Raw genomic sequence first — 19,791 nt, forward strand, 5'->3', positions numbered from 1 at the left:
ACCTTTAACACGCTCTTTTTCTATTAAATTAAATAGAGAAGAATAAGAAAAGTGGTACTGACATATAGTAGATGGGGGAGAATTCGTATAGTAGTAATAGTAAAATACTTAGTTACTATAAAAATAAAATAAGTGAAACTTCAAAAATGAGGATAATTAACAGGATGTTAATTAGTGAAAAGGTATTAATAACTAAGTTCATAGAAAAATCTCTCAAAGTTAGTTTCGTACATATAAATTGGGGAGGGTACAAAAATGAAGAAAAAGATGAAAAAGTTTACGTCGGTTGTAGCGCCAGTTTTAGCGATGAGTATGGCTTTAACAGCATGTTCTGGATCTTCTGGTGGGGAGAAAAAAACGACTACAACGTCTAATAATGGTGGGGAAGAGAAGAAATCTGATATTAAATATGCGGCAAAGCAAGTGTTAAATCGTACAGAAACGAATGAAATTCCGACGATGGATACTTCCAAAAATACAGATACACTTGGTTCACAAATTTTAGGGAATACAATGGAAGGTTTATATCGCCTTGATAAAGATAATAAGCCAATCCCAGCTGTAGCGGAATCTAGCACAAAAAGCGAGGATGGTAAAAAATATACATTTAAATTACGGAAAGATGCAAAATGGTCAAACGGTGATCCTGTAACAGCGAAAGATTTCGTATTTGCATGGCAACGTCTAGTAGATCCAAAAACAGCTGCTGAGTATGCATTTATTGCATACTATCTTAAAAATGCAGAAGCGATAAATCAAGGAAAAGCAGAAGTTTCGACATTAGGTGTAAAAGCGGTAGATGATTATACGCTTGAAGTAGAACTAGAAAGACCTGTACCATATTTCTTGAATTTAATGGCATTTGCTTCATACTATCCATTAAATGAAAAGTTTGTAAAGGAAAAAGGAAATAAATTTGGTTTAGAGTCTGATACAACGCTTTATAATGGTCCATTTGTGCTTACTGATTGGAAACATGAGCAAGGCTGGAAATTAAAGAAAAATGATCAGTATTGGGACAAAAAGACTGTAAAATTAGATGAAATTAACTATAGTGTAGTAAAAGAAGGGGCTACTCGAGTGAATTTATATGATACAGGTGCAATTGACTTCGCGCTTCTATCAGGTGAATTTGTTGATAAGTATAGAAATAATAAAGAAGAGTTTGGCGCATATTCGGAAACAAGTACGTTTTACTTACGTTTAAATCAAAAACGTGGTGGGCAAGATACACCATTAAAGAGCAAAAAACTACGTGAAGCAATTGCATTATCTATTGATAAGAAAGCTTTAACGAATGTTATTTTAAATGATGGTTCAAAACCAGTGGATTACTTAGTACCAAAAGGTTTAGCGAGTGGACCAGACGGTAAAGATTTTGCAGAAACGTTCAAGAATGGTTTAAAACAAGACTCCAAAAAGGCAGCGGCAGCCTGGGAAGAAGCGAAAAAAGAACTAGGAAAAGATCAAGTGACGATAGAGTTATTAAATTATGATACTGGTAATGCGAAAAAAGTTGGGGAGTATGTAAAAGATCAAGTTGAAAAAAACCTAAAAGGCGTGACAGTAAATATTAAACTGCAACCATTTAAGCAAAAACTAAAATTAGAATCAGACCAAGATTATGATTTTTCATATGGTGGCTGGAATCCAGATTATGCGGATCCAATGACATATCTTGATATGTTTGAAACAAAAAATTCGCAAAACCAGATGAGCTACTCAAATTCAAAATATGATGACATTATTAATAAAAGTAAGACAGAATGGATGGCTGATGCAAAAAAACGTTGGACAGAGTTAGGGAAGGCTGAAAAAATATTACTTGAAGACGATGTAGCGCTTGTACCATTATATCAAAATGCTAGATCATATGTAATGAAACCAAATATAAAGGGAATCGTGAAACATAATATTAGTCCGGAATATAGTTTCAAATGGGCGTATGTAGAAGAGAAATAAAAAAGATAAGAGCATTTTCAAGTTGCGGTATTGCACTTGGAAATGCTTTTTTATGTGCACTATTTATTGATGGGTGAATATATGTATTATAGAAAATTTAAAGGAGAATTTTATGGAACGAAATACTTACATCGATTTCCTGGCTTATTACGGAATAGGGAGTGCTCATCCTGGTGGTTTTACGTTAACAAAACAACTGTTAGCCCAACTTCCTTTTAGACATGGAGCGAATGTTCTTGAGATAGGTTGCGGCACGGGAAAAACCGCAGCATATATGGCAAAAAATTTTGGATATAAAGTAACAGCGGTGGAAAAGAATGAAATTATGATTCAAAAGGCGAAAGATAGATGGTCGTTTGAAGGATTAGATATACAATTAATTGAAGAAAATGTAGAGAATTTACCGTGTTTGAATAACTCATTTGAATTGGTACTCGGAGAATCGATACTTGCTTTTACAGAGAAAGAAAGGCTTATTTCGGAGTGCTATCGTGTACTACAGAAAGACGGTAAGCTTGTTGTCATTGAAATGATTATTGATAGGCATATTGGTAAGGGTGAGGAAGAGAAAATCGCTCAATTATACGGGATGAAAGAGCTATTAACTGAGAGTGAGTGGGTACAATTATTTCAGAAAGCAAATTTTAAGCGGGTTACTATTGCTGGCGGTGGTACAATTGCAGAAACAATCACTGCTTATATAGAAGAGCCGGAATGGAATGTATCACAATTTATTCCGAATGAGTTATATGAGGCATGGGTGCAACATGAAAATATAAGGCTTATGTACCAACACATTTTAGGGCATCGTATTTTTATATGTGAAAAATGAAGAAAAAGAGTTGGCTAAAAATAGTCAACTCTTTACTTATATTAAATGAAAAATAATGCAGCTAATGTAATTCCGAAGATAAAACCAAATCCGAGTTCAACACCCCAGCCGCAACCGCCGCCCCAGCCACAACCGCCGCCATCACAATTACCACAACCTCGACCACCACAACCGCAACCACTGAATCCACCGCCGCAACCGAACCCACAGCTGTCACATCTACTAAGGCCACCGCAAAGGTCACAGCCACCATTTGCATATGCGTCATAGTATCCGAATCCTGTATCAAAAGATGAATGCTGTTGCATGGGCTCAATCCATACGGAATCTTTTGTCACATCGATTATTTTACCTAAATGAATACGACCATCAATGTCTTCAATTCGAACAACTTTACCGAAATAACGTCGGCACGTATCATAACATTTTTGTCTATGCATGTTTCTTCTCCTTCCGCATTACAGTAATACGATATGTAAAGGGGACAAGTGCGGCTTGTACGAATGCCCTATCTATCATAATTGTTATAGGAAAGGGGAAATATAGGAAGAGGATATATAAGGAGGAAAAGGCATGAAATCTACAGATCAGTTTCAGACATACGAAGTATCATGGGAAGAGTTTATTGAAGCATTGCGAGAGGAAATAAAGAAACAAGTAGGGGCAGATATTATTGATACAGTAGTTTGCAATTTAGAAGACGGTTTTGAAGTGTATACATATGTGCAAGGGGATTTGGATTTTGAATATAAGGAAGCACTGGAAAGGAAATATGGGAGTGATGCAAAAACTCCTAACGTGTTAACAATTATGTTATTAGCTAGCATATATAGTACAAGTGAGGAGAATATACGCTTGCATGCGGATCATAAAGATAATCCGATTGTTGAAGTGTATGTGAAGCAATAAATCAAACTTTTTGTTATGTGTTTTTAAAATAAAAAGTAGGAAAAGTCTGTTTTAAGTGTAGAGCTTAAACAGGCTTTTTTACTTATAGTATTGGATAGAAAACGCTAGAAGGAATCATATTCAGCTTTTATAACTGTTTACATAATAAAGTTATGCTGCGCTAGTTGTCCTAAAATACAAGTCATATATCTTGTATCCTCTCATAAATTTAAACATAGGAATTTGTCTACAAAGGTGGCGAAGCCTCATCATGAAAATTCGAATTTGTGCCACATTCATGTTGTTTCTATTTATATGGTTACATCCTTTTTGGACTTTTGCAAAAGGAGAGGAGGCAAAGGAAAGGGTCGTTTCACTTGTATATGATGATTCGGGCAGCATGAGAAATAACGATCGCTGGAAATATGCCAATTATGCTTTGCAAAGTTTAGTTGCGCTATTAGATGAAAAAGATAAATTTTCTTACGTTCCAATGAGCAAGCCGAATGATCCATTAAACATTTCGTTAACGAAGGATAAGAGACAAACGGAAATTGAGGGAATTGGAGCGTGGAAAACGTATTTAAATACTCCGTTTAGCGCAGTAGAAACGGCGATGCAATCTATAAAAAAGGAAGCAGATATAGATGGGAAACGTGAATTTTGGCTTATTGTCTTAACTGACGGGGCATTTAATGATTTAGAGAAAGATAAGATTGGCGGAAAAGAACAAATTACACAAAAGTTAGCACAGTTTAAGAAAGAAATGGATGCAAAAAAGATATCGTTACATCCAATTTTAATTACGATGGAAGAGGATTTAGGACAGCAAGAAAAGGCACAACTAAATACGTTTAAAGAAATATGGAAAAAAGAGATAAATGGAGTTACGATGCCATCTAGTGGAGAGGATGGTATTGTAAAAAGCGTCAATCAAGTGGCGGCATTAGTTGCAAATCGTGATCCGTTCTCCTCTGTTGAATCGATTGTGAAAACGAAAGTGGTAGGAAAGAAAGTAGAGATTACAACACCATTTCCGTTAAAACGTATGACGCTTGTGCGACAATCGCCTTCTTTGTCTAATTATCAGGTCACACAAATTTCTAAACCATTACAATTACAATCTTCTTTTTCCATACATGCACCAGGTGAAGCGAAATTGTTCGGAAATATAGTTCATATCAGTACGGAAAATGAAGAAGTTATTAAACCAGGAACGTATACGATAGAAGTGGATCGAGATATTGAGAAAGAAGGGTTACAAGTACTAGTCGAACCGGCGCTTAATTATACTGTTTCTACTTATGACAAAGAGGATAAGGATAGAAAAAATGTTGAGGAAATGTATGAAGGTGTGACAGCTGTTATTGAAGCAAAACCTACTGAGTTGCCAGTTCAGTCTTCTTACTTTCAGGCAGAAGTAGAAATAGGCGGAAAGCAATATGCGATGAAGTGGGACGATAAAAGACATGTATTTTATTACGAAACGAAGCTTACTAAAGGATTAGTACGCGGGAAAGTTCATATGAACATAAAAGGATTTTACAGACAGACGAAAGAATTTAAAATCGAAACAACGAAAAAGCCTGAATTATCTCTTCGAACTGTCACGAAAGATTATGAAGAAAAAGTAACGAATTTAGAGAGTAGTAAACCATTTATTATACAACCACAGTTAGATGATAAGCCGATGACAGAAGAGGCTGTAAAAAAACTATTAAAATCTACTGGTGTCACATCTAAACAATCCATCAACTATGAAATAAAACAACATGGTAATCAAATTTATATTTATCCTCGACCTCATTACTCCGACACGTTCAATTTTACAGATACCGGCACCGTAGAAGCTACCATCGTAGTGCAGGATTCAAAGTTACAAGAAGTAAAGAAAAACATAAAACTCCACATTCAAGATGCACCGTTTTATGAAAAGTATGCGCTTATTTTTAAGTTTGTTATTCCTATCACTTTATTACTGTTAATAGTAGGAATAATCGTTTTAGGATGGATTGTCCGTCCGAGATTTCACCGTAAAGCACTATTGTATTACGAATGGGATCAAGAGGTAGCGAAAGATTGGTTATATCAATCTGAGCCAGAATTACTGAAAAATAAATGGTGGAAGCATTATTTTGGTATTCCGTTTAGGGCAGAAAGAAAGACTGTGCAATCCGTTACGTTTATAGCGAAGAAAGGATCAAAATCGATATTTGTAGCGAAAGAGTCACAAGTAGTAGGAATGATTATTGATGGGATGTTTATAACAGAGGATGAGGTTGGAATGGAACATAAGACACTATATCCAAATGAACTTTTAGTAATTGATAGAGGATATGGTAAGGAGATTTACAAATACGAGTGTGAATAGTAGGTGGGGAGAAGAGGAGAATGTTATCTTTCCCTCCTCTTTTCAAACAAGCAAGAATAGGAAGGTGGTTCACATGACGTTACAAGTTCCAACGATATTAATTGGTTTAGGTGGAATCGGTAGTACTGTGACACATCAAATATATGAAAGACTGCCTGAGGAGCGTCGAAAAAAGGTAGCAATGCACGTATTTGATACAGATGTGAATACATTAAGTAAATTTGATCATATTCGAAAGTTTAAGACGCAAACGAGTTCGAGCAAAACGCCTAGGGAGTATATTGCAGGAGATCCAACGATTCCAGAATGGTTTCCAATGGACCCGACTATACTTGATAAACCACTGACAGAAGGGGCAGGACAGTTACGCGTCATTTCCCGTTTAGCGCTACGTGCTGCGATGAAAGAAGATAAACTCACGTCCTTTTGGCAAGAAATTGAGAAGATTTTTCCAGTTACGAGCGATCAAACAGAATATGGAGTGCGTGTCATTATCGTAACATCACTAGCGGGCGGAACAGGTTCAGGAATGTTTCTACAAATTGCATTATATTTACGTGAAATGCTTCGGAAAAAACTGCAGCATCACAACATTTTAATACGCGGTGCATTTCTAATGCCAGATGTGTTAGTGAAGACGAGAACGGTTAGTGCGAAAGAGTTTGAAACGGTGCAAGCAAATGGCTATGCCTCGTTAAAAGAATTACATGCCATTACGCTTGGCTCTACTGGAGAGTTATCAAAACGCGGCGGGGTTACGATTGAATTAGAGTATCGACCGGATCAAGTAGATGAAGACGGAAGAACGAATCATACAATTAAACAACATCATTTACCGTACAATTATTGTTTCTTATATGATTACGAAAATTTACATGGACACCATCTGCACAATTTATCAGATTATATGGAGCAAATGGCAAATACGATTTATTTACAGTTATTTAGTCCGATGTCCGCAAATCATTTTGCACAGGAAGATAATCAAATTCAGCAATTAGCAGAATCAAGTGGGAAAGGACGATATTGCGGAGCAGGAACGGCAAAGATTATTTATCCATATGAGCATGTGTTAAAATATTGTGCTTTAAAATGGGCCGTGCAAGGTTTAGATGAATCGTGGCTTCATTTAGATCAATTGTTTCAAGAGAAGAAGCATAGATATGACCAAGATGTAAAACGTGGTATGCAGCGTGAAAAGCCAGAGCGCGGGAAAAGTTATTTAGAAGATTTAGAACATCTTGCTACTCGTCCAGAGCAGGCTCATATTTTCTATAGACAAATGTACAATGAAACGCGTGAAGGAGCAGAAGGCGGTAAGGTTGGTGTTGCGAAATCTAAACTGTTTTTAGAAGCTGTAGAAAGCTATGTACAGCGTACGGTACAAAAAGACGAGGAATTAAATCGTCTGCAGCATGAGTGTAAAATTTCGGCTGCGAAACTGAAAATGATGGAACAAATGAAAGGTGAAGTAGCAAGGGTCGATCATGCGGTTCGTTTATATGCGTATGCGATTCCGAGCCGTGTACATGAACATGTAACGACACTTTTATATGACATGATTGAATCAGACCGTTTTTCACCGAGTGGTTCTGAAGGCCAGTCATATCAATTAAATACATGGTTTTTAAAGAAAACAGATCCAGTTCATCCAGTAGCAGCTCGTTTTATGTTGTATGAAATTCGAAAGCAGTTAGTGGAAAAAATGAATCGACTACATGAAAATAATGAACAAAAGCGTAATTTAATTCAAAACTACGATAAGAAATTTAATGTGAGTAACATTGATGGAACGGTAACAGCTGTACGCCGAGTAGAAATTGCGCAACAACAAGGTTGGTTCGGAAAAATGATTAATAATCAGCAGCGTTTATTTAAAAAGGAATTTGAAGATATTGTAACGCAGTACGTACACAAATTAAACGAATACCGTAAAGAAATGCTATTAGAACTCGTTTATCAATCGCTATATCAAGCAGTTAATAAAATGATTCAATATTGGGAAAGGTTTTTTGATAATTTACATGAAACACGTGAAAATTTATTGTTCGAAATTCAAAAACGAAGCAAAGAATTTGAAGGGAAAACAAACCCAACGAATGTATACGTATTAGCGGAAGAGAAGTTACAAGAAAAGATATGGCAAGATATGCAACAACATTTAAATTTAGGTGTATTACCGAAAGATATATCAGCAGAAATTTATATGAGCTTATACGGGGAATATTGCCGGGATGCGAAAACAGAAGAGATTCAATCGAAAAAGGTAGAAGACTTTTATCGTGAGCACATACTAAGCTATTGCTATGACGAATTACAAATACGCTATCGCGATAAATTAGAGCTGAATATCGTTGAGGCATTACGAAAAGAGGCAGATTATAAGAATCGTGATCGTGATGAATATGTTCGTGAAAAAATTGAAGACTTGTTCCATTTAGCAAGTCCATTCGTGCCGAAAGTTTCTCATCATAGGGAATTACAATACTGGGGTATACATCCATCTTTAAAGAAAGAACTGCAAGAGGAATTAATGCAAGAAATGTTTAAAGAAAAAGATACAGTAAATGAAGCTTTCTCGCCATTTGAAGTCATTTGTTATCGTGCACATTACGGTTTATCACTACAAGACTTTCCTAAGCTTTCGTCTGGACATATTGCAAATGGATTTATGAATGATAAAGGTGATTATTTTCAGTCGTACTATCGCCGTGTAAACAAGTTGAATAGTAAAAAATCTAGTTTAACACCGCATTTAGATAAGTATTGGCACTTACCAGCATTCATGCCAGACTTAAATGCAACGCAAACGAAGTTAGATTATGATAAATGTAATCGAGCTCTTCTATACGCGTATATGTATCGCTGGATAAGTTTAGTTGCTGTTGATGGTCAGTTCGTGTATCAATATAACGGTGTTGGACGTAGCTTCTTAATTCAGTCGATGGGTAAAAATATTTCAAGTGAAAGTTATAAATTACACAGAGCATTGCTTCATAACCCATTTATTTATGAAAACATTTTGTCCAGATTTGAAGAAGAACAAGAAAAGGCGATGATACAAGGTGGACATTTATATACGCATCCATTTGTATTAGGTGCTCAAGATATTAGATGGCTACGTAAAGAGCATGTCCATAATATTTTAGATATGATTTTAATGTATGACCGTGAAGCGAAATATGATCCAACGTTAGAAGAAACTTCTGATGAATTATTAAGACTGTTCCTTGATGAAATTGAGTTATATTTCCAAAACTATTACGGTACAGGTGCCGATATGGTTGCCAAGAAAGAGAAAGAAATGTTTATTAAACAATTGTGGGATCGTTCGTACGCGAAAGGATATGTAGATCCAAATAGTGCGCCTTATAAAAAGTGGCAAAATTTATTAAGCGTTCATGATGAAGAAGAAACGCCAAAAACGAATGTATAATGAATGAAAAGGGAATCCTTAAAAGTGGCAATACAACTTTAGAAAAGAGGGATTCCGATGCCGTTTTTAGGAAGTGTATATCAAATATTTGGATTGTATCCAGAAATTTATTATGGAATGATTTCAGCTGAGCTTGCAGAGCAGCAAAGATTGGAAGAAGTGGAAAACGAAGAACCAGAAACAGAAGTGTAACTGTATAAGAAGCTTCAAAATAAAGATGATAACACGCTACTTGTTCTTTAAACGTATAAGAACAAGTAGCGTGTTTTTGCTATTTAATAATCCCATTTTCTAAAATTTTAATAGTAGGTGCTACTTTTACGTTAGCTTTTGAAAAGGCACTCGGCCAATCGTCTTCAACTCTTTTCCATTTTTCATATTGAAACGCTCTCGCATAATCACCAAATCCGAATGGATCAAGCTGCTGTTTTTGAATGTTGTGGATTAAATCGTTCAAATCTTTGTTTAGTTGTTTTGTAATAAGAGAAGTTAATTTCTTTCTATCTTTGTCTATATCCATATTGAATGTAAGTTCAGATACAGCGATTTTTAAATTCATTTTAACATTAAATTTGAAGCGGTTATCGCTATAGTCTGTATGGATATCACGATTCATGCTAAGAACATTTATTGTTACGAAATCGCCGCCATCGGTATCTTTTAAATCACTATTACTTTCAACTGAAGTAGAAGGGATTTTCAATGTAAGCGAAACCGGTGTATTCGCTTTCTTTTGTAACAAAAGAAGAAGGGCGCTTTCATAACGATTTAATGACATTTTATAAATTCCGCGAGAAGTTAATAGCGCGGAACCGGTAACGATAACATCTTTTTTACCTTTTTTTATTTCTGAAATAGCAGGTGTTATACCTTTATTAAACGTTTGCCTGTGAAATTCATGGAATGTTGTAAAAACGGTCCGATTGTACAGTTTGTTCGTATTAATTAAATCTGTTAAATACTCGGGAAGGGCAGGCTTGTCTTTAAAGTTATTATATATAACTGAAGAAATTGGACCGTCTACTGCAACCATACGCATGTTTCCAGTGTTTTTAGGATCACGATACCAAACATCAAGGTAAGGCATAGCCCCTTCTTGTTTTAAAAAATTTGTGCTAAATAAAATGAGCTGTAACTTTTCTGTAGATACTAAACCGCCACTTGAACTATTAAACGTTGCTTTTGCTTCTCGAGGTGTACGTACTTTCGCTTCATGTGTTTCGTACTTTTTTTCTACGTCTTCATTAAAAATAGGATTTACGTGGTACACAATTAATTTTCCTTTTGCTTTTGCGTCAAAGCCGTAAATTAATGAAATCGATTGTTTTTCTAAGTCGAGTCGATCTCCACAGCCTGTTAAAAAGGTTATGAGAAAGTAAAGTATAGTGAAATGAATAAAGCGCCTCATTTAAACTCTTCTCCTTTTCCAATGCTGATAAAGTGTCATGTATAAGAGAAATACGACTGGAAATAGAAAAACGATAAAATAACTGGCAGTTCCCCAAAAGTCTCGCAAAGCACTTATTTGGTAAGAGGAAGGGATATAAAAGAATAAGACAACAATACACCCGAATAATAAAAACCAAATAGGTAAGGAACTCCCTTTTTTGTTAAGTAATTGATTGATTCCATCTGAAGCAGTAAATATGTAAGGAATGCAAGAATCAAAAATAATGAAGAGATAAAAAGATAAAAAGATAATTTCAAACCGTTCAAGAAATGAAAAGTGAAATGATGTAACAAGAGAAAGGGTGGGCCATAAAAACTTTGTTATACCATCTGGACTAAAATAAACGAAAGAAACGAACGTGACTTGAAGATAGAGAAATAGTGTAATTAAATTTGCGATAACAATCCCTTTTTTTGCAGAGGATTTGTTATTCAAATAAGGATAAAGGATAAATGCAAACTCAAATCCAAGAAATGCAATAATAGTTGATTTTACGGTGTTTAAAACTGGTATCCAGCCCTCTTTGAGGAGAGGGAGAAGGTATATCCAATGCCCATCTTTAAGAGGGATAAACAATAGCAAAGGCATCCACAGTGTGAAAAACACAGTGAAAACAGCATAGCGACTTATAATAAGAACGCCTTTACATGCGAGCATAAGCATGGGAATAGATAGTAAAATCATAATTAAAAACATTGGAGTTCTAGGTAAAATCCAAATGTGAATAACGTATAAGAGGGAAAAAATTAAGGAAATAGCTGCAAGGACAGCATATAAAATCCAAAAAATCATTCCTGCTCTTCCTAGCCACTTCCCAAGATAACGAGTTAGCACATCGAGTAAAGTATACCCAGGGTGTTTTTTCCATGATTTTCACAATACATAGACTGACTAAAGTAGTGATAGCGCATCCAATAATAATAGAAATCCATCCATCTGTATTTGCTCCTTGTGCAACTTCACGAGGAAGTGTAAGGACACCGAATCCTACTTGAACACCACTAATCGTTAAAATGTATTGAAATAAACTAATCTCCCTCTTTGCACGCTTTGTCACTTCTCTTCCTCCGTTCCTTCTATATCGCTTTGTCGATTCTCTTGTTTTAAGTTAAGGGATAATGGGCGTTTCTTCATTATTTTCCATGGTAAACGTATAAGAATATCTTTTAAATCCGAAGCAAATAACGGAGAAAACGGACTACCATAAGGAACACCGAGAGATTCCATGGAAAGTATATGAATAATAATGATTGCCATCCCAACCATAATGCCAATGACACCAAATAAAGAGGCAATTATCATCATTGGGAATCGAAGAAGGCGAATTCCTGCAGACATTTCTAGGTTAGGGATGATGAAAGAAGCGACTGCAGTAATAGATACGACGATAACCATAACATTACTTACTATTCCTGCTTGAACTGCAGCTTGTCCAATAACAATTCCTCCTACGACACCAATGGTTTGTCCAACGGGTCCAGGAAGCCGAACTGCAGCTTCGCGGAGCATTTCAAGTACTAATTCCATCAAAAGTGCTTCTAATATAGGAGGAAAAGGAATTTTAGCTCGAGATTCTCCAATCGTTAACAATAATTTAAGGGGAATCACTTCATAATGAAAGGAAATCATAGCAATATAAAGAGCAGGAGCAAAAATTGCAATAAATAATCCAGTGAAACGAAGTAATCGTATAAAAGATGGAATCATTGGTCTGAAGCTGTAATCATCTATCGTCTGAAAAAAAGCTGAAAAAGTCATTGGTCCTATTAATACGCCTGGTGAACGATCTACAACAACAGCAATTCGCCCATCCAGAATATGATGTGCTGTTGTGTCAGGGCGTTCAGTTATTGATAATTGCGGAAAGAGAGTATAGGAATTATCTTCAACAAATCCTTCTAATTCTCCGGTAGTAAGAATGGCATCTACTTTGATTGATTCGATGCGGCAGGCCATCTCTTGTACAACATCTTCGTTTGCAATGTCTGCTAAGTACAGCAAAAAAACTTTTGAAGTAGCTCGTTCACCAACAGTGAATTCCTTTACTTTCAATTCGCGATTTGGAATATATCGACGAATAAGTGCAAGGCTGTCGCTCGCTACTTCATTAAATCCTTCGTGTGAGCTTTTTATGGAGCTCTCTGTTGTAGGCTCTTCAATGCTCCTTTTTGGTGCCGCTTGCGTATCAAGCTCTAAAGCGGATAATTGCCCGTTTATAAATAAAATACTTTTGCCGTGTAAAAGAGATTGTTCAATGTCTGTCCACTGTTGAACTTTTTTAATATTTCCGATAGAAACAGAGGCTTCCCAAAAATCGTCTTCATTCCACTCTTTAAACAAGAGAGGACGAAGGATGTTTACGTTAATAACAGTTTTGTCTACAAGTCCTTCCATATATATAAGTGCAGCTTCCTGTCCGTTTTTTAATGGAAAAGTGCGTGTTATTAATTCTGGAATACCGCTAAACAGTTTGGACAAGTGCTTTAAATTAAGGGAAAGGGAAGAAGAGATAAATTTATTTAATGTGTGATCAGCTTGCTCTTGGGTAGAAAAAGATTTTTCACCACGAATCCATTTATTAAAAGACCCCATTTGTTTGCTTACTCCTTGTTATGTTTTATCCCGATTGGTGAGGGTTGATTAAAGTTTCACTTTATATGGGTTATTATGGATAGTTCCAAGCTCACATATGCGTAGTTTAAATTTTATATTGTATATTTTTAACTTTAACGCTATAATTATAGTGTTAAAGATGGAATCGTGATATGACCTGTTATGAATCTATCGTTTTATTTATGAATAAATGGATTGGTATTTTAGCAAGATGTGCTAATAAACTACTCCACCATGATAATAACGTGCCGAAATGTGGTGCGTATATTTTCGTGGTGGAGTTTTTTTATTCTCAAAAAGGGGGAAAGACCATGAATAACAACATGGTTCATATTACAATTGACGGAAAAAAGTATACAGCGGAGCCCGGTTCAACGATATTGGGTGTTATAAATGAGAACGGGATTGAACATCCGCAAATTTGTTACGTGCCAGAAGTAGATCCTATTCAAACATGTGACACTTGTATTGTAGAAGTTGACGGAAAGTTAATGCGCTCTTGTTCGACAGTAGCGACAGAAGGTATGAACATTGAACGTAACTCTACTCGTGCGAAAGAAGCACAAACAGAGGCGATGGATCGGTTATTAGAAAATCATTTATTATACTGTACAGTATGTGACAACAACAATGGGAACTGTAAACTGCATAATACAGCAGAATTAATGGAAATCGAACATCAAAAATATCCTTATGAACCGAAAGTAGATGTAAGTGAAGTTGATATGACGCATCCGTTTTATCGCTATGACCCTAATCAATGTATTGCATGTGGTCAATGCGTTGAAGTGTGTCAAAACTTACAAGTAAATGAAACGTTATCGATAGACTGGGAAGCTGAGCGACCACGAGTGATTTGGGATGAAGGAGTAAATATTAATGATTCTTCATGCGTGAGCTGTGGTCAATGTGTAACGATTTGCCCTTGTAACGCTTTAATGGAAAAAACGATGCTCGGTGAAGCTGGATTTATGACGGGATTAAAACCAGATATTCTTGAACCAATGGTAGATTTAATTAAAGAAGTTGAGCCTGGATATAGCGGTATTTTTGCGGTATCAGAAGTGGAAGCGGCCATGCGTGATACTCGCACGAAGAAAACGAAAACAGTATGTACATTTTGTGGTGTAGGGTGTTCATTTGAAGTGTGGACGAAAGGACGTAAAATTCTTAAAGTACAACCTTCTTCTGATGCGCCAGTTAACGCAATTTCTACTTGTGTAAAAGGAAAATTCGGTTGGGACTTCGTAAATTCTAAAGAACGAATTACGAAACCTTTAATTCGTAAAAATGGAACGTTTGTTGAATCTACATGGGAAGAAGCATTGAATGTAGTTGCAAGTAAATTAGGAGCGATTAAAGAAGAGTACGGAAAAGATGCTATCGGTTTTATTTCTTCATCTAAAATTACGAATGAAGACAATTATGTGATTCAAAAATTAGCTCGACAAGTATTTGAAACGAATAATATTGATAACTGCTCACGTTATTGTCAATCACCAGCGACAGACGGATTATTCCGGACAATTGGTATGGGCGGAGATGCTGGAACGATTAAAGATATTGCACAATCTGGTCTTGTTATTATTGTAGGTTGTAATCCGACAGAAGGTCATCCTGTTTTAGCTACACGTATTAAACGTGCACATAAATTACACGGACAAAAATTAATTGTGGCTGATCTTCGTAAAACAGAAATGGCAGAGCGTTCAGATGTCTTTATTAGTCCAAAACAAGGAACAGATCAAGTATGGTTAATGGCTGTTACGAAATATATGATTGATCAAGGCTGGCACGATCAACGATTTATTGATGAGAATGTAAATTTCTTTGAAGATTTCAAAGAGAGCCTTACAGCATATACACTTGAATATGCAGAAGAAATGACTGGTATTTCAAAAGAAACACTGATTCAAATGGCTGAAATGATTCGTGATGCAGATGGTACATGTATCCTTTGGGGAATGGGGGTAACGCAAAATACAGGTGGATCTGATACTTCCGCTGCGATTTCAAACTTACTACTTGCAACAGGTAATTATCGTCGTCCAGGCGCTGGTGCATATCCGCTTCGAGGTCATAATAACGTACAAGGTGCTTGTGATATGGGTACTTTACCAGGATGGCTTCCTGGATATCAGCACGTTACGAACGATATGGAACGTGCGAAATTTGAAATTGCTTACGGAGTGAAAATTAATAGTGAACCAGGTCTGAATAATATTGAAATGCTTCACGCGATCGACGAAGGGAAAATGAAAGCTATGTATCTTGTTGGAGAAGACATGGCTCTTGTAGACTCTAATGCAAATCATGTACATGAAGTATTATCAAGCCTTGATTTCTTCGTTGTGCAAGATGTTTTCTTATCTAAAACGGCTCAATATGCAGATGTTGTATTACCAGCAGCGCCATCTCTTGAAAAAGAAGGTACTTTCACAAATACAGAGCGTCGTGTTCAAAGACTATATCAAGTTCTTCCTACGCTTGGAGATGCGAAGCCAGACTGGTGGATCGTGCAGGAAGTTGCGAATAAATTAGGTGCAAACTGGAATTATAGCCATCCAAGTGAAATCTTTGCTGAAATGGCAAGTTTATCACCACTATTCTCACAAGCAAACTATGAAGTACTGGAAGGATGGAATAGTTTCCATTGGGGAAGTTTTGACGGCACGAATACACCATTACTTTTCCAAGATGGATTTAACTTCCCAGATAAAAAAGCTCGTTTTGCGATTGCTGACTGGGTGCGCCCAGCTGAATTCCCAGCTGAGTTCGACCTTCATATTAACAATGGTCGCATGCTTGAGCACTTCCATGAAGGGAATATGACAAATAAATCAACAGGTATTCAAACGAAAGTGCCTGGCGTTTTCGTCGAAGTTTCTCCAGCACTTGCAAAAGAACGTGGAGTAAAAACTGGTTCATTAGTCCGTCTTGTCTCTCCGTTTGGAGCGTTAAAATTACGTGCACTTGTAACAGATCGTGTAAAAGCGAATGAGTTATATTTACCGATGAACTCTACAGATAATGAAACAGCAATTAATTTCTTAACAGGTCCTGCCGTTGATACGCGTACGAACACACCTGCTTATAAACAGACGAAAGTGCGTATGGAAGTGCTGGAAGTTGAGGGTGAAAATCCGATGCCAAAAGCGAATCCGCGTAATAAAAAACGTCACCCTCAAGCTGGCATTGAGGTACATCGTAAGTGGGCACGTCCAGGGTATGTGCATTTAACGGATAAGTAGGAGGAGAAAAATATGGCTGCACCTATAAAAATGATTCAAAAACAAGAATTAACTGAGGAAGAAATAAAACAGAAAAAATTAGATGATTTAAAAGAGCTTCTAGTTAATAATGAAGACGCTCTAAATCAAATGTTTAACATTGTAGGGGAATTGAATGATATTGGCATGCTAGAAGCTGCAAATTCTATGCTAAAGGCGAAAGAACCAATCGCAAAGATTGTTCTTGGCCAAGTGACTCGTGAGCCGGTTACAAATTTAATTAATAATATGATGGGGGCTGCGGGTGCTTTAACAGAACTTGACCCGGAACTTACGAAAAAGCTTATAGGTAGCTTATTAGTAGGGCTAGAAGAAGGTAATGAGCATCTAGAGAGTAATAAAAAAGTAGGAGTATTCGATCTTATGAAAGTATTGAAAGATCCGGACATTAACCGTGCTATCGGATTTGGGCTTCATTTCTTAAAAGGTATGGGTAAAGGGTTAAAAGACGAGTAACCTTCACGAAGTGAATCCTTTCGCCCAAATGTTTGTACGAAATAGTTTGGGCGGAAGGCTCATTTTGGTAAAATATATAATAAAGTAAAATGAGGTTTTTTGGGAGGTATAATTGTATGTCAAAAAAAGTACATGAATTTAATGATATGATTCGAAAACTTCGAAAGGAACTTTTCGGAAAAGGGCCAGAACGAATTCATACTGTTTTTGCTGAAAATATGGCGATTGCAACTCTTTACGGAAATTTAACACCTACTGAGAAATTCATTTCAAGTACGATGGACGGTGCGGAAATGGTTCATATGGCTAGAACGAAAATGATTCAAGAAGTGTATGCTGCGAATTCCCGTGAACATTTGGAGGAACTTGTTGGAGCGAAATTAGTGAATTTGTTTTCAGATATGAAAGTAGAAGAAGATATTGCAGTTTCGGTATTTGTTTTTGATAAAAATATAACGTGAGAGAAGGATACTGATCGTGAAACCGATACAGGTAGAAAGAGAAATCTTTCGTTATGAACAAGGGGCGTTTAAGCATATAGAGGACAGCATTGTAACAGAGTTTCCAGTCACGATTAAAATGAACGGACAGGAGTTTGTTACAATGGTTAGTACTCCAGAATATATAGAAGATATGGTAATAGGCTTCCTAGCATCTGAAGGAATTATTCGGAAGTATGAAGATATTGATGACATATGGGTACAAGAGAAAGAAGGATTTGTACATGTCACGACGACAAAAGTAAATCCGTATTACGAACAAATGCAAAATAAACGCTATATTACTTCATGCTGTGGCATGAGTAGACAAGGGTTTGTTTTTGCAAATGATGCATTAAGCGCAAAGAAAATGAATGGCGTTCATGTACAGGTTGCTGCAGAAGACTGTTTTCGATTAATGAAAGAAATGCAGCAATCTGCAGAGACATTTCATCATACAGGCGGCGTTCATAATGCATCTTTGTGCAATGTGAATGGTATTATTTTAAGCCGAATGGATATCGGTAGACATAATGCGTTAGATAAAATTTACGGTTATTGCTTAAAAAATAATATTTCTATAAGAGATAAAATCATTGTTTTTAGTGGTCGTATTTCTTCGGAAATACTATTGAAGGTTGCAAAAATTGGTTGTGAAATTATACTGTCAAAATCAGCTCCAACTGAGTTGGCTTTACAGCTAGCTGAAGAATTAGGTATTACTACGATAGGGTTTATTCGGAATGAATCCTTAAATGTATATACGCATCCGGAGCGTGTTTTAAATATAAAATAAGTAAAAGCGAGGCAATAAATATGAAATCTGTCACATTAGACAAACTACAACGTCCGTTAAAGGATTTACGTATTTCAGTTACTGATCGCTGTAATTTTCGCTGTCGATATTGTATGCCAGAAGAAATATTTGGTCCGGATTACTCGTTTTTGTCTAATGATAAAATTTTATCTTTTGATGAAATTGAAAGGATAACGCGTATTTTCGTTTCTTTAGGTGTTAGAAAATTACGGATTACAGGCGGAGAACCGTTACTTCGAAGAGGTCTTCCGCAGCTTATCGAGCGCCTGAATAAAATAAATGGTGTGGAGGATATCGGTTTAACAACTAATGGATCGTTACTTAAAAAGTTTGCTCCTGATTTATATAAGGCGGGTTTATCACGTGTGACAGTTAGTTTAGATTCCTTAGAAGAAGAGCGGTTTTTCTATTTGAATGGTAATAGAAGCAAAGTACAAAGGGTTCTGGAAGGAATACAAGCTGCAGCTGAAGTCGGTATGAAAATTAAAATAAACATGGTCGTTCAAAAGGGGAAAAACGAACAGGATATCTTGCAGATGGCGCAATACTTTAAGGAAAATAAACATATTCTTCGTTTTATTGAGTATATGGACGTTGGAAATTATAACGGTTGGGATTTAAAAGAGGTTGTCTCTAAACAAGAAATAGTAGATACGATTCATCAAGTTATGCCATTAGAACGAATAGAAGCGAATTATGCAGGAGAGGTTGCGACTCGCTATCGTTATATTGGAAGTGATGAAGAAATAGGTATTATTTCATCAGTAACAGACTCCTTCTGCTCCTCATGTACGAGAGCTCGTATTTCTGCAGAAGGAAAATTATATACTTGTTTGTTCGCTTCTATAGGAAATGATTTGAGAGAACTGCTTCGATCAGAATACACTGACGAGGAAATAACAGATGTCGTACGCGATATATGGAACAAACGAGAAGATCGTTATTCAGATGAACGCTTAAGTCATACAAGTAAAAAAAGAGCACCTAAAATTGAAATGTCACATATTGGTGGTTGATATATATAAGTGACAATATGATGAAGTATATACAAAATGGAAGATGTGCAACGGTTGTAGATTTTCTATTTTATAGTAAAAGTGATGGTTGATCTCTCTGTAAAAGATGTGCAGAGAAATTAAGCAGCATTCAAAAACCTTTATGTTGAGGAGGTTTTTTGAAGCTGCTTTTTTATTTGGA

General features: G+C 36.2%; 14 protein-coding genes and 1 pseudogene. 11 read left to right on the plus strand and 4 right to left on the minus strand.

The features are described 5' to 3' along the window. Positions 1-255 precede the first annotated feature (255 nt). Both PDQ68_RS17080 and PDQ68_RS17085 read left to right on the plus strand, forming a co-directional pair. Positions 256-1,962 (plus strand): peptide ABC transporter substrate-binding protein, encoded by a 1,707-nt coding sequence (locus tag PDQ68_RS17080; RefSeq protein WP_000728487.1) that lies wholly within the window; start codon positions 256-258, stop codon positions 1,960-1,962. A gap of 112 nt (positions 1,963-2,074) precedes the next feature. Continuing rightward, a complete protein-coding gene (locus PDQ68_RS17085) occupies positions 2,075-2,794 on the plus strand; it encodes a class I SAM-dependent methyltransferase (protein WP_061183404.1) in 720 nt (239 codons plus the stop codon). A gap of 41 nt (positions 2,795-2,835) precedes the next feature. Here PDQ68_RS17085 and PDQ68_RS17090 read toward each other — a convergent pair whose 3' ends face one another. Then, entirely contained in the window at positions 2,836-3,234 is a 399-nt protein-coding gene (locus PDQ68_RS17090; protein WP_000554981.1) for a hypothetical protein, read from the minus strand. A 133-nt stretch (positions 3,235-3,367) separates the two neighbouring features. On the opposite strand from PDQ68_RS17090, the gene PDQ68_RS17095 reads away from it, so the two are divergent. From PDQ68_RS17095 to PDQ68_RS17110, 4 genes are all read left to right on the plus strand, one after another. Continuing rightward, a complete protein-coding gene (locus tag PDQ68_RS17095) occupies positions 3,368-3,703 on the plus strand; it encodes a hypothetical protein (protein ID WP_062821455.1) in 336 nt (111 codons plus the stop codon). Positions 3,704-3,953: 250 nt separating this feature from the next. Beyond that, positions 3,954-6,053 carry a vWA domain-containing protein gene (locus PDQ68_RS17100; RefSeq protein ID WP_000702086.1) on the plus strand — a complete coding sequence of 700 codons (2,100 nt, stop codon included), beginning with the start codon at positions 3,954-3,956 and terminating at the stop codon, positions 6,051-6,053. Between the two features lie 73 nt (positions 6,054-6,126). Then, positions 6,127-9,489 carry a tubulin-like doman-containing protein gene (locus PDQ68_RS17105; protein ID WP_000175139.1) on the plus strand — a complete coding sequence of 1,121 codons (3,363 nt, stop codon included), beginning with the start codon at positions 6,127-6,129 and terminating at the stop codon, positions 9,487-9,489. A gap of 57 nt (positions 9,490-9,546) precedes the next feature. Beyond that, positions 9,547-9,681 (plus strand): hypothetical protein, encoded by a 135-nt coding sequence (locus PDQ68_RS17110; RefSeq protein WP_001116176.1) that lies wholly within the window; start codon positions 9,547-9,549, stop codon positions 9,679-9,681. A gap of 79 nt (positions 9,682-9,760) precedes the next feature. On the opposite strand, the gene gerSC is transcribed toward PDQ68_RS17110, so the two are convergent. The 3 genes and pseudogenes from gerSC to gerSA form a co-directional block, all read right to left on the minus strand. Further along, the gene (gene gerSC / locus PDQ68_RS17115; RefSeq protein ID WP_001252220.1) at positions 9,761-10,897 is read right to left on the minus strand and encodes a spore germination protein GerSC; all 1,137 of its coding nucleotides are present in this window, start codon (positions 10,895-10,897) and stop codon (positions 9,761-9,763) included. Next, positions 10,898-11,996, minus strand: a pseudogene (locus tag PDQ68_RS17120) (endospore germination permease). It lies immediately after the preceding gene. Continuing rightward, the gene (gene gerSA, locus PDQ68_RS17125; RefSeq protein ID WP_061183407.1) at positions 11,993-13,531 is read right to left on the minus strand and encodes a spore germination protein GerSA; all 1,539 of its coding nucleotides are present in this window, start codon (positions 13,529-13,531) and stop codon (positions 11,993-11,995) included. The pseudogene PDQ68_RS17120 and the gene gerSA overlap by 4 nt, the downstream one beginning before the upstream one ends. 332 nt (positions 13,532-13,863) lie before the next feature. On the opposite strand from gerSA, the gene fdhF reads away from it, so the two are divergent. The 5 genes from fdhF to moaA all read left to right on the plus strand — a co-directional run bounded on the left by fdhF (position 13,864) and on the right by moaA (position 19,610). Beyond that, complete coding sequence (gene fdhF / locus PDQ68_RS17130) at positions 13,864-16,803, plus strand: formate dehydrogenase subunit alpha (protein WP_061183408.1); 2,940 nt, start codon at positions 13,864-13,866, stop codon at positions 16,801-16,803. A 12-nt stretch (positions 16,804-16,815) separates the two neighbouring features. Then, positions 16,816-17,298, plus strand: coding sequence for a helical membrane plugin domain-containing protein (locus PDQ68_RS17135; RefSeq protein WP_061183409.1), 483 nt, complete (start codon positions 16,816-16,818; stop codon positions 17,296-17,298). Between the two features lie 116 nt (positions 17,299-17,414). Continuing rightward, positions 17,415-17,759, plus strand: a complete 345-nt coding sequence (locus PDQ68_RS17140) for a Na-translocating system protein MpsC family protein (RefSeq protein WP_000039582.1) — start codon at positions 17,415-17,417, stop codon at positions 17,757-17,759. A gap of 16 nt (positions 17,760-17,775) precedes the next feature. Beyond that, positions 17,776-18,573 carry a formate dehydrogenase accessory sulfurtransferase FdhD gene (gene fdhD, locus PDQ68_RS17145; RefSeq protein ID WP_000802679.1) on the plus strand — a complete coding sequence of 266 codons (798 nt, stop codon included), beginning with the start codon at positions 17,776-17,778 and terminating at the stop codon, positions 18,571-18,573. A gap of 20 nt (positions 18,574-18,593) precedes the next feature. Next, positions 18,594-19,610, plus strand: coding sequence for a GTP 3',8-cyclase MoaA (gene moaA, locus PDQ68_RS17150; RefSeq protein ID WP_061183410.1), 1,017 nt, complete (start codon positions 18,594-18,596; stop codon positions 19,608-19,610). The last annotated feature ends 181 nt before the right edge of the window (positions 19,611-19,791 follow it).

Origin of the sequence: Bacillus cereus group sp. Bc010 (genome assembly GCF_027716745.1) — a bacterium.
Taxonomy (GTDB): Bacteria; Bacillota; Bacilli; order Bacillales; family Bacillaceae_G; genus Bacillus_A; species Bacillus_A pacificus.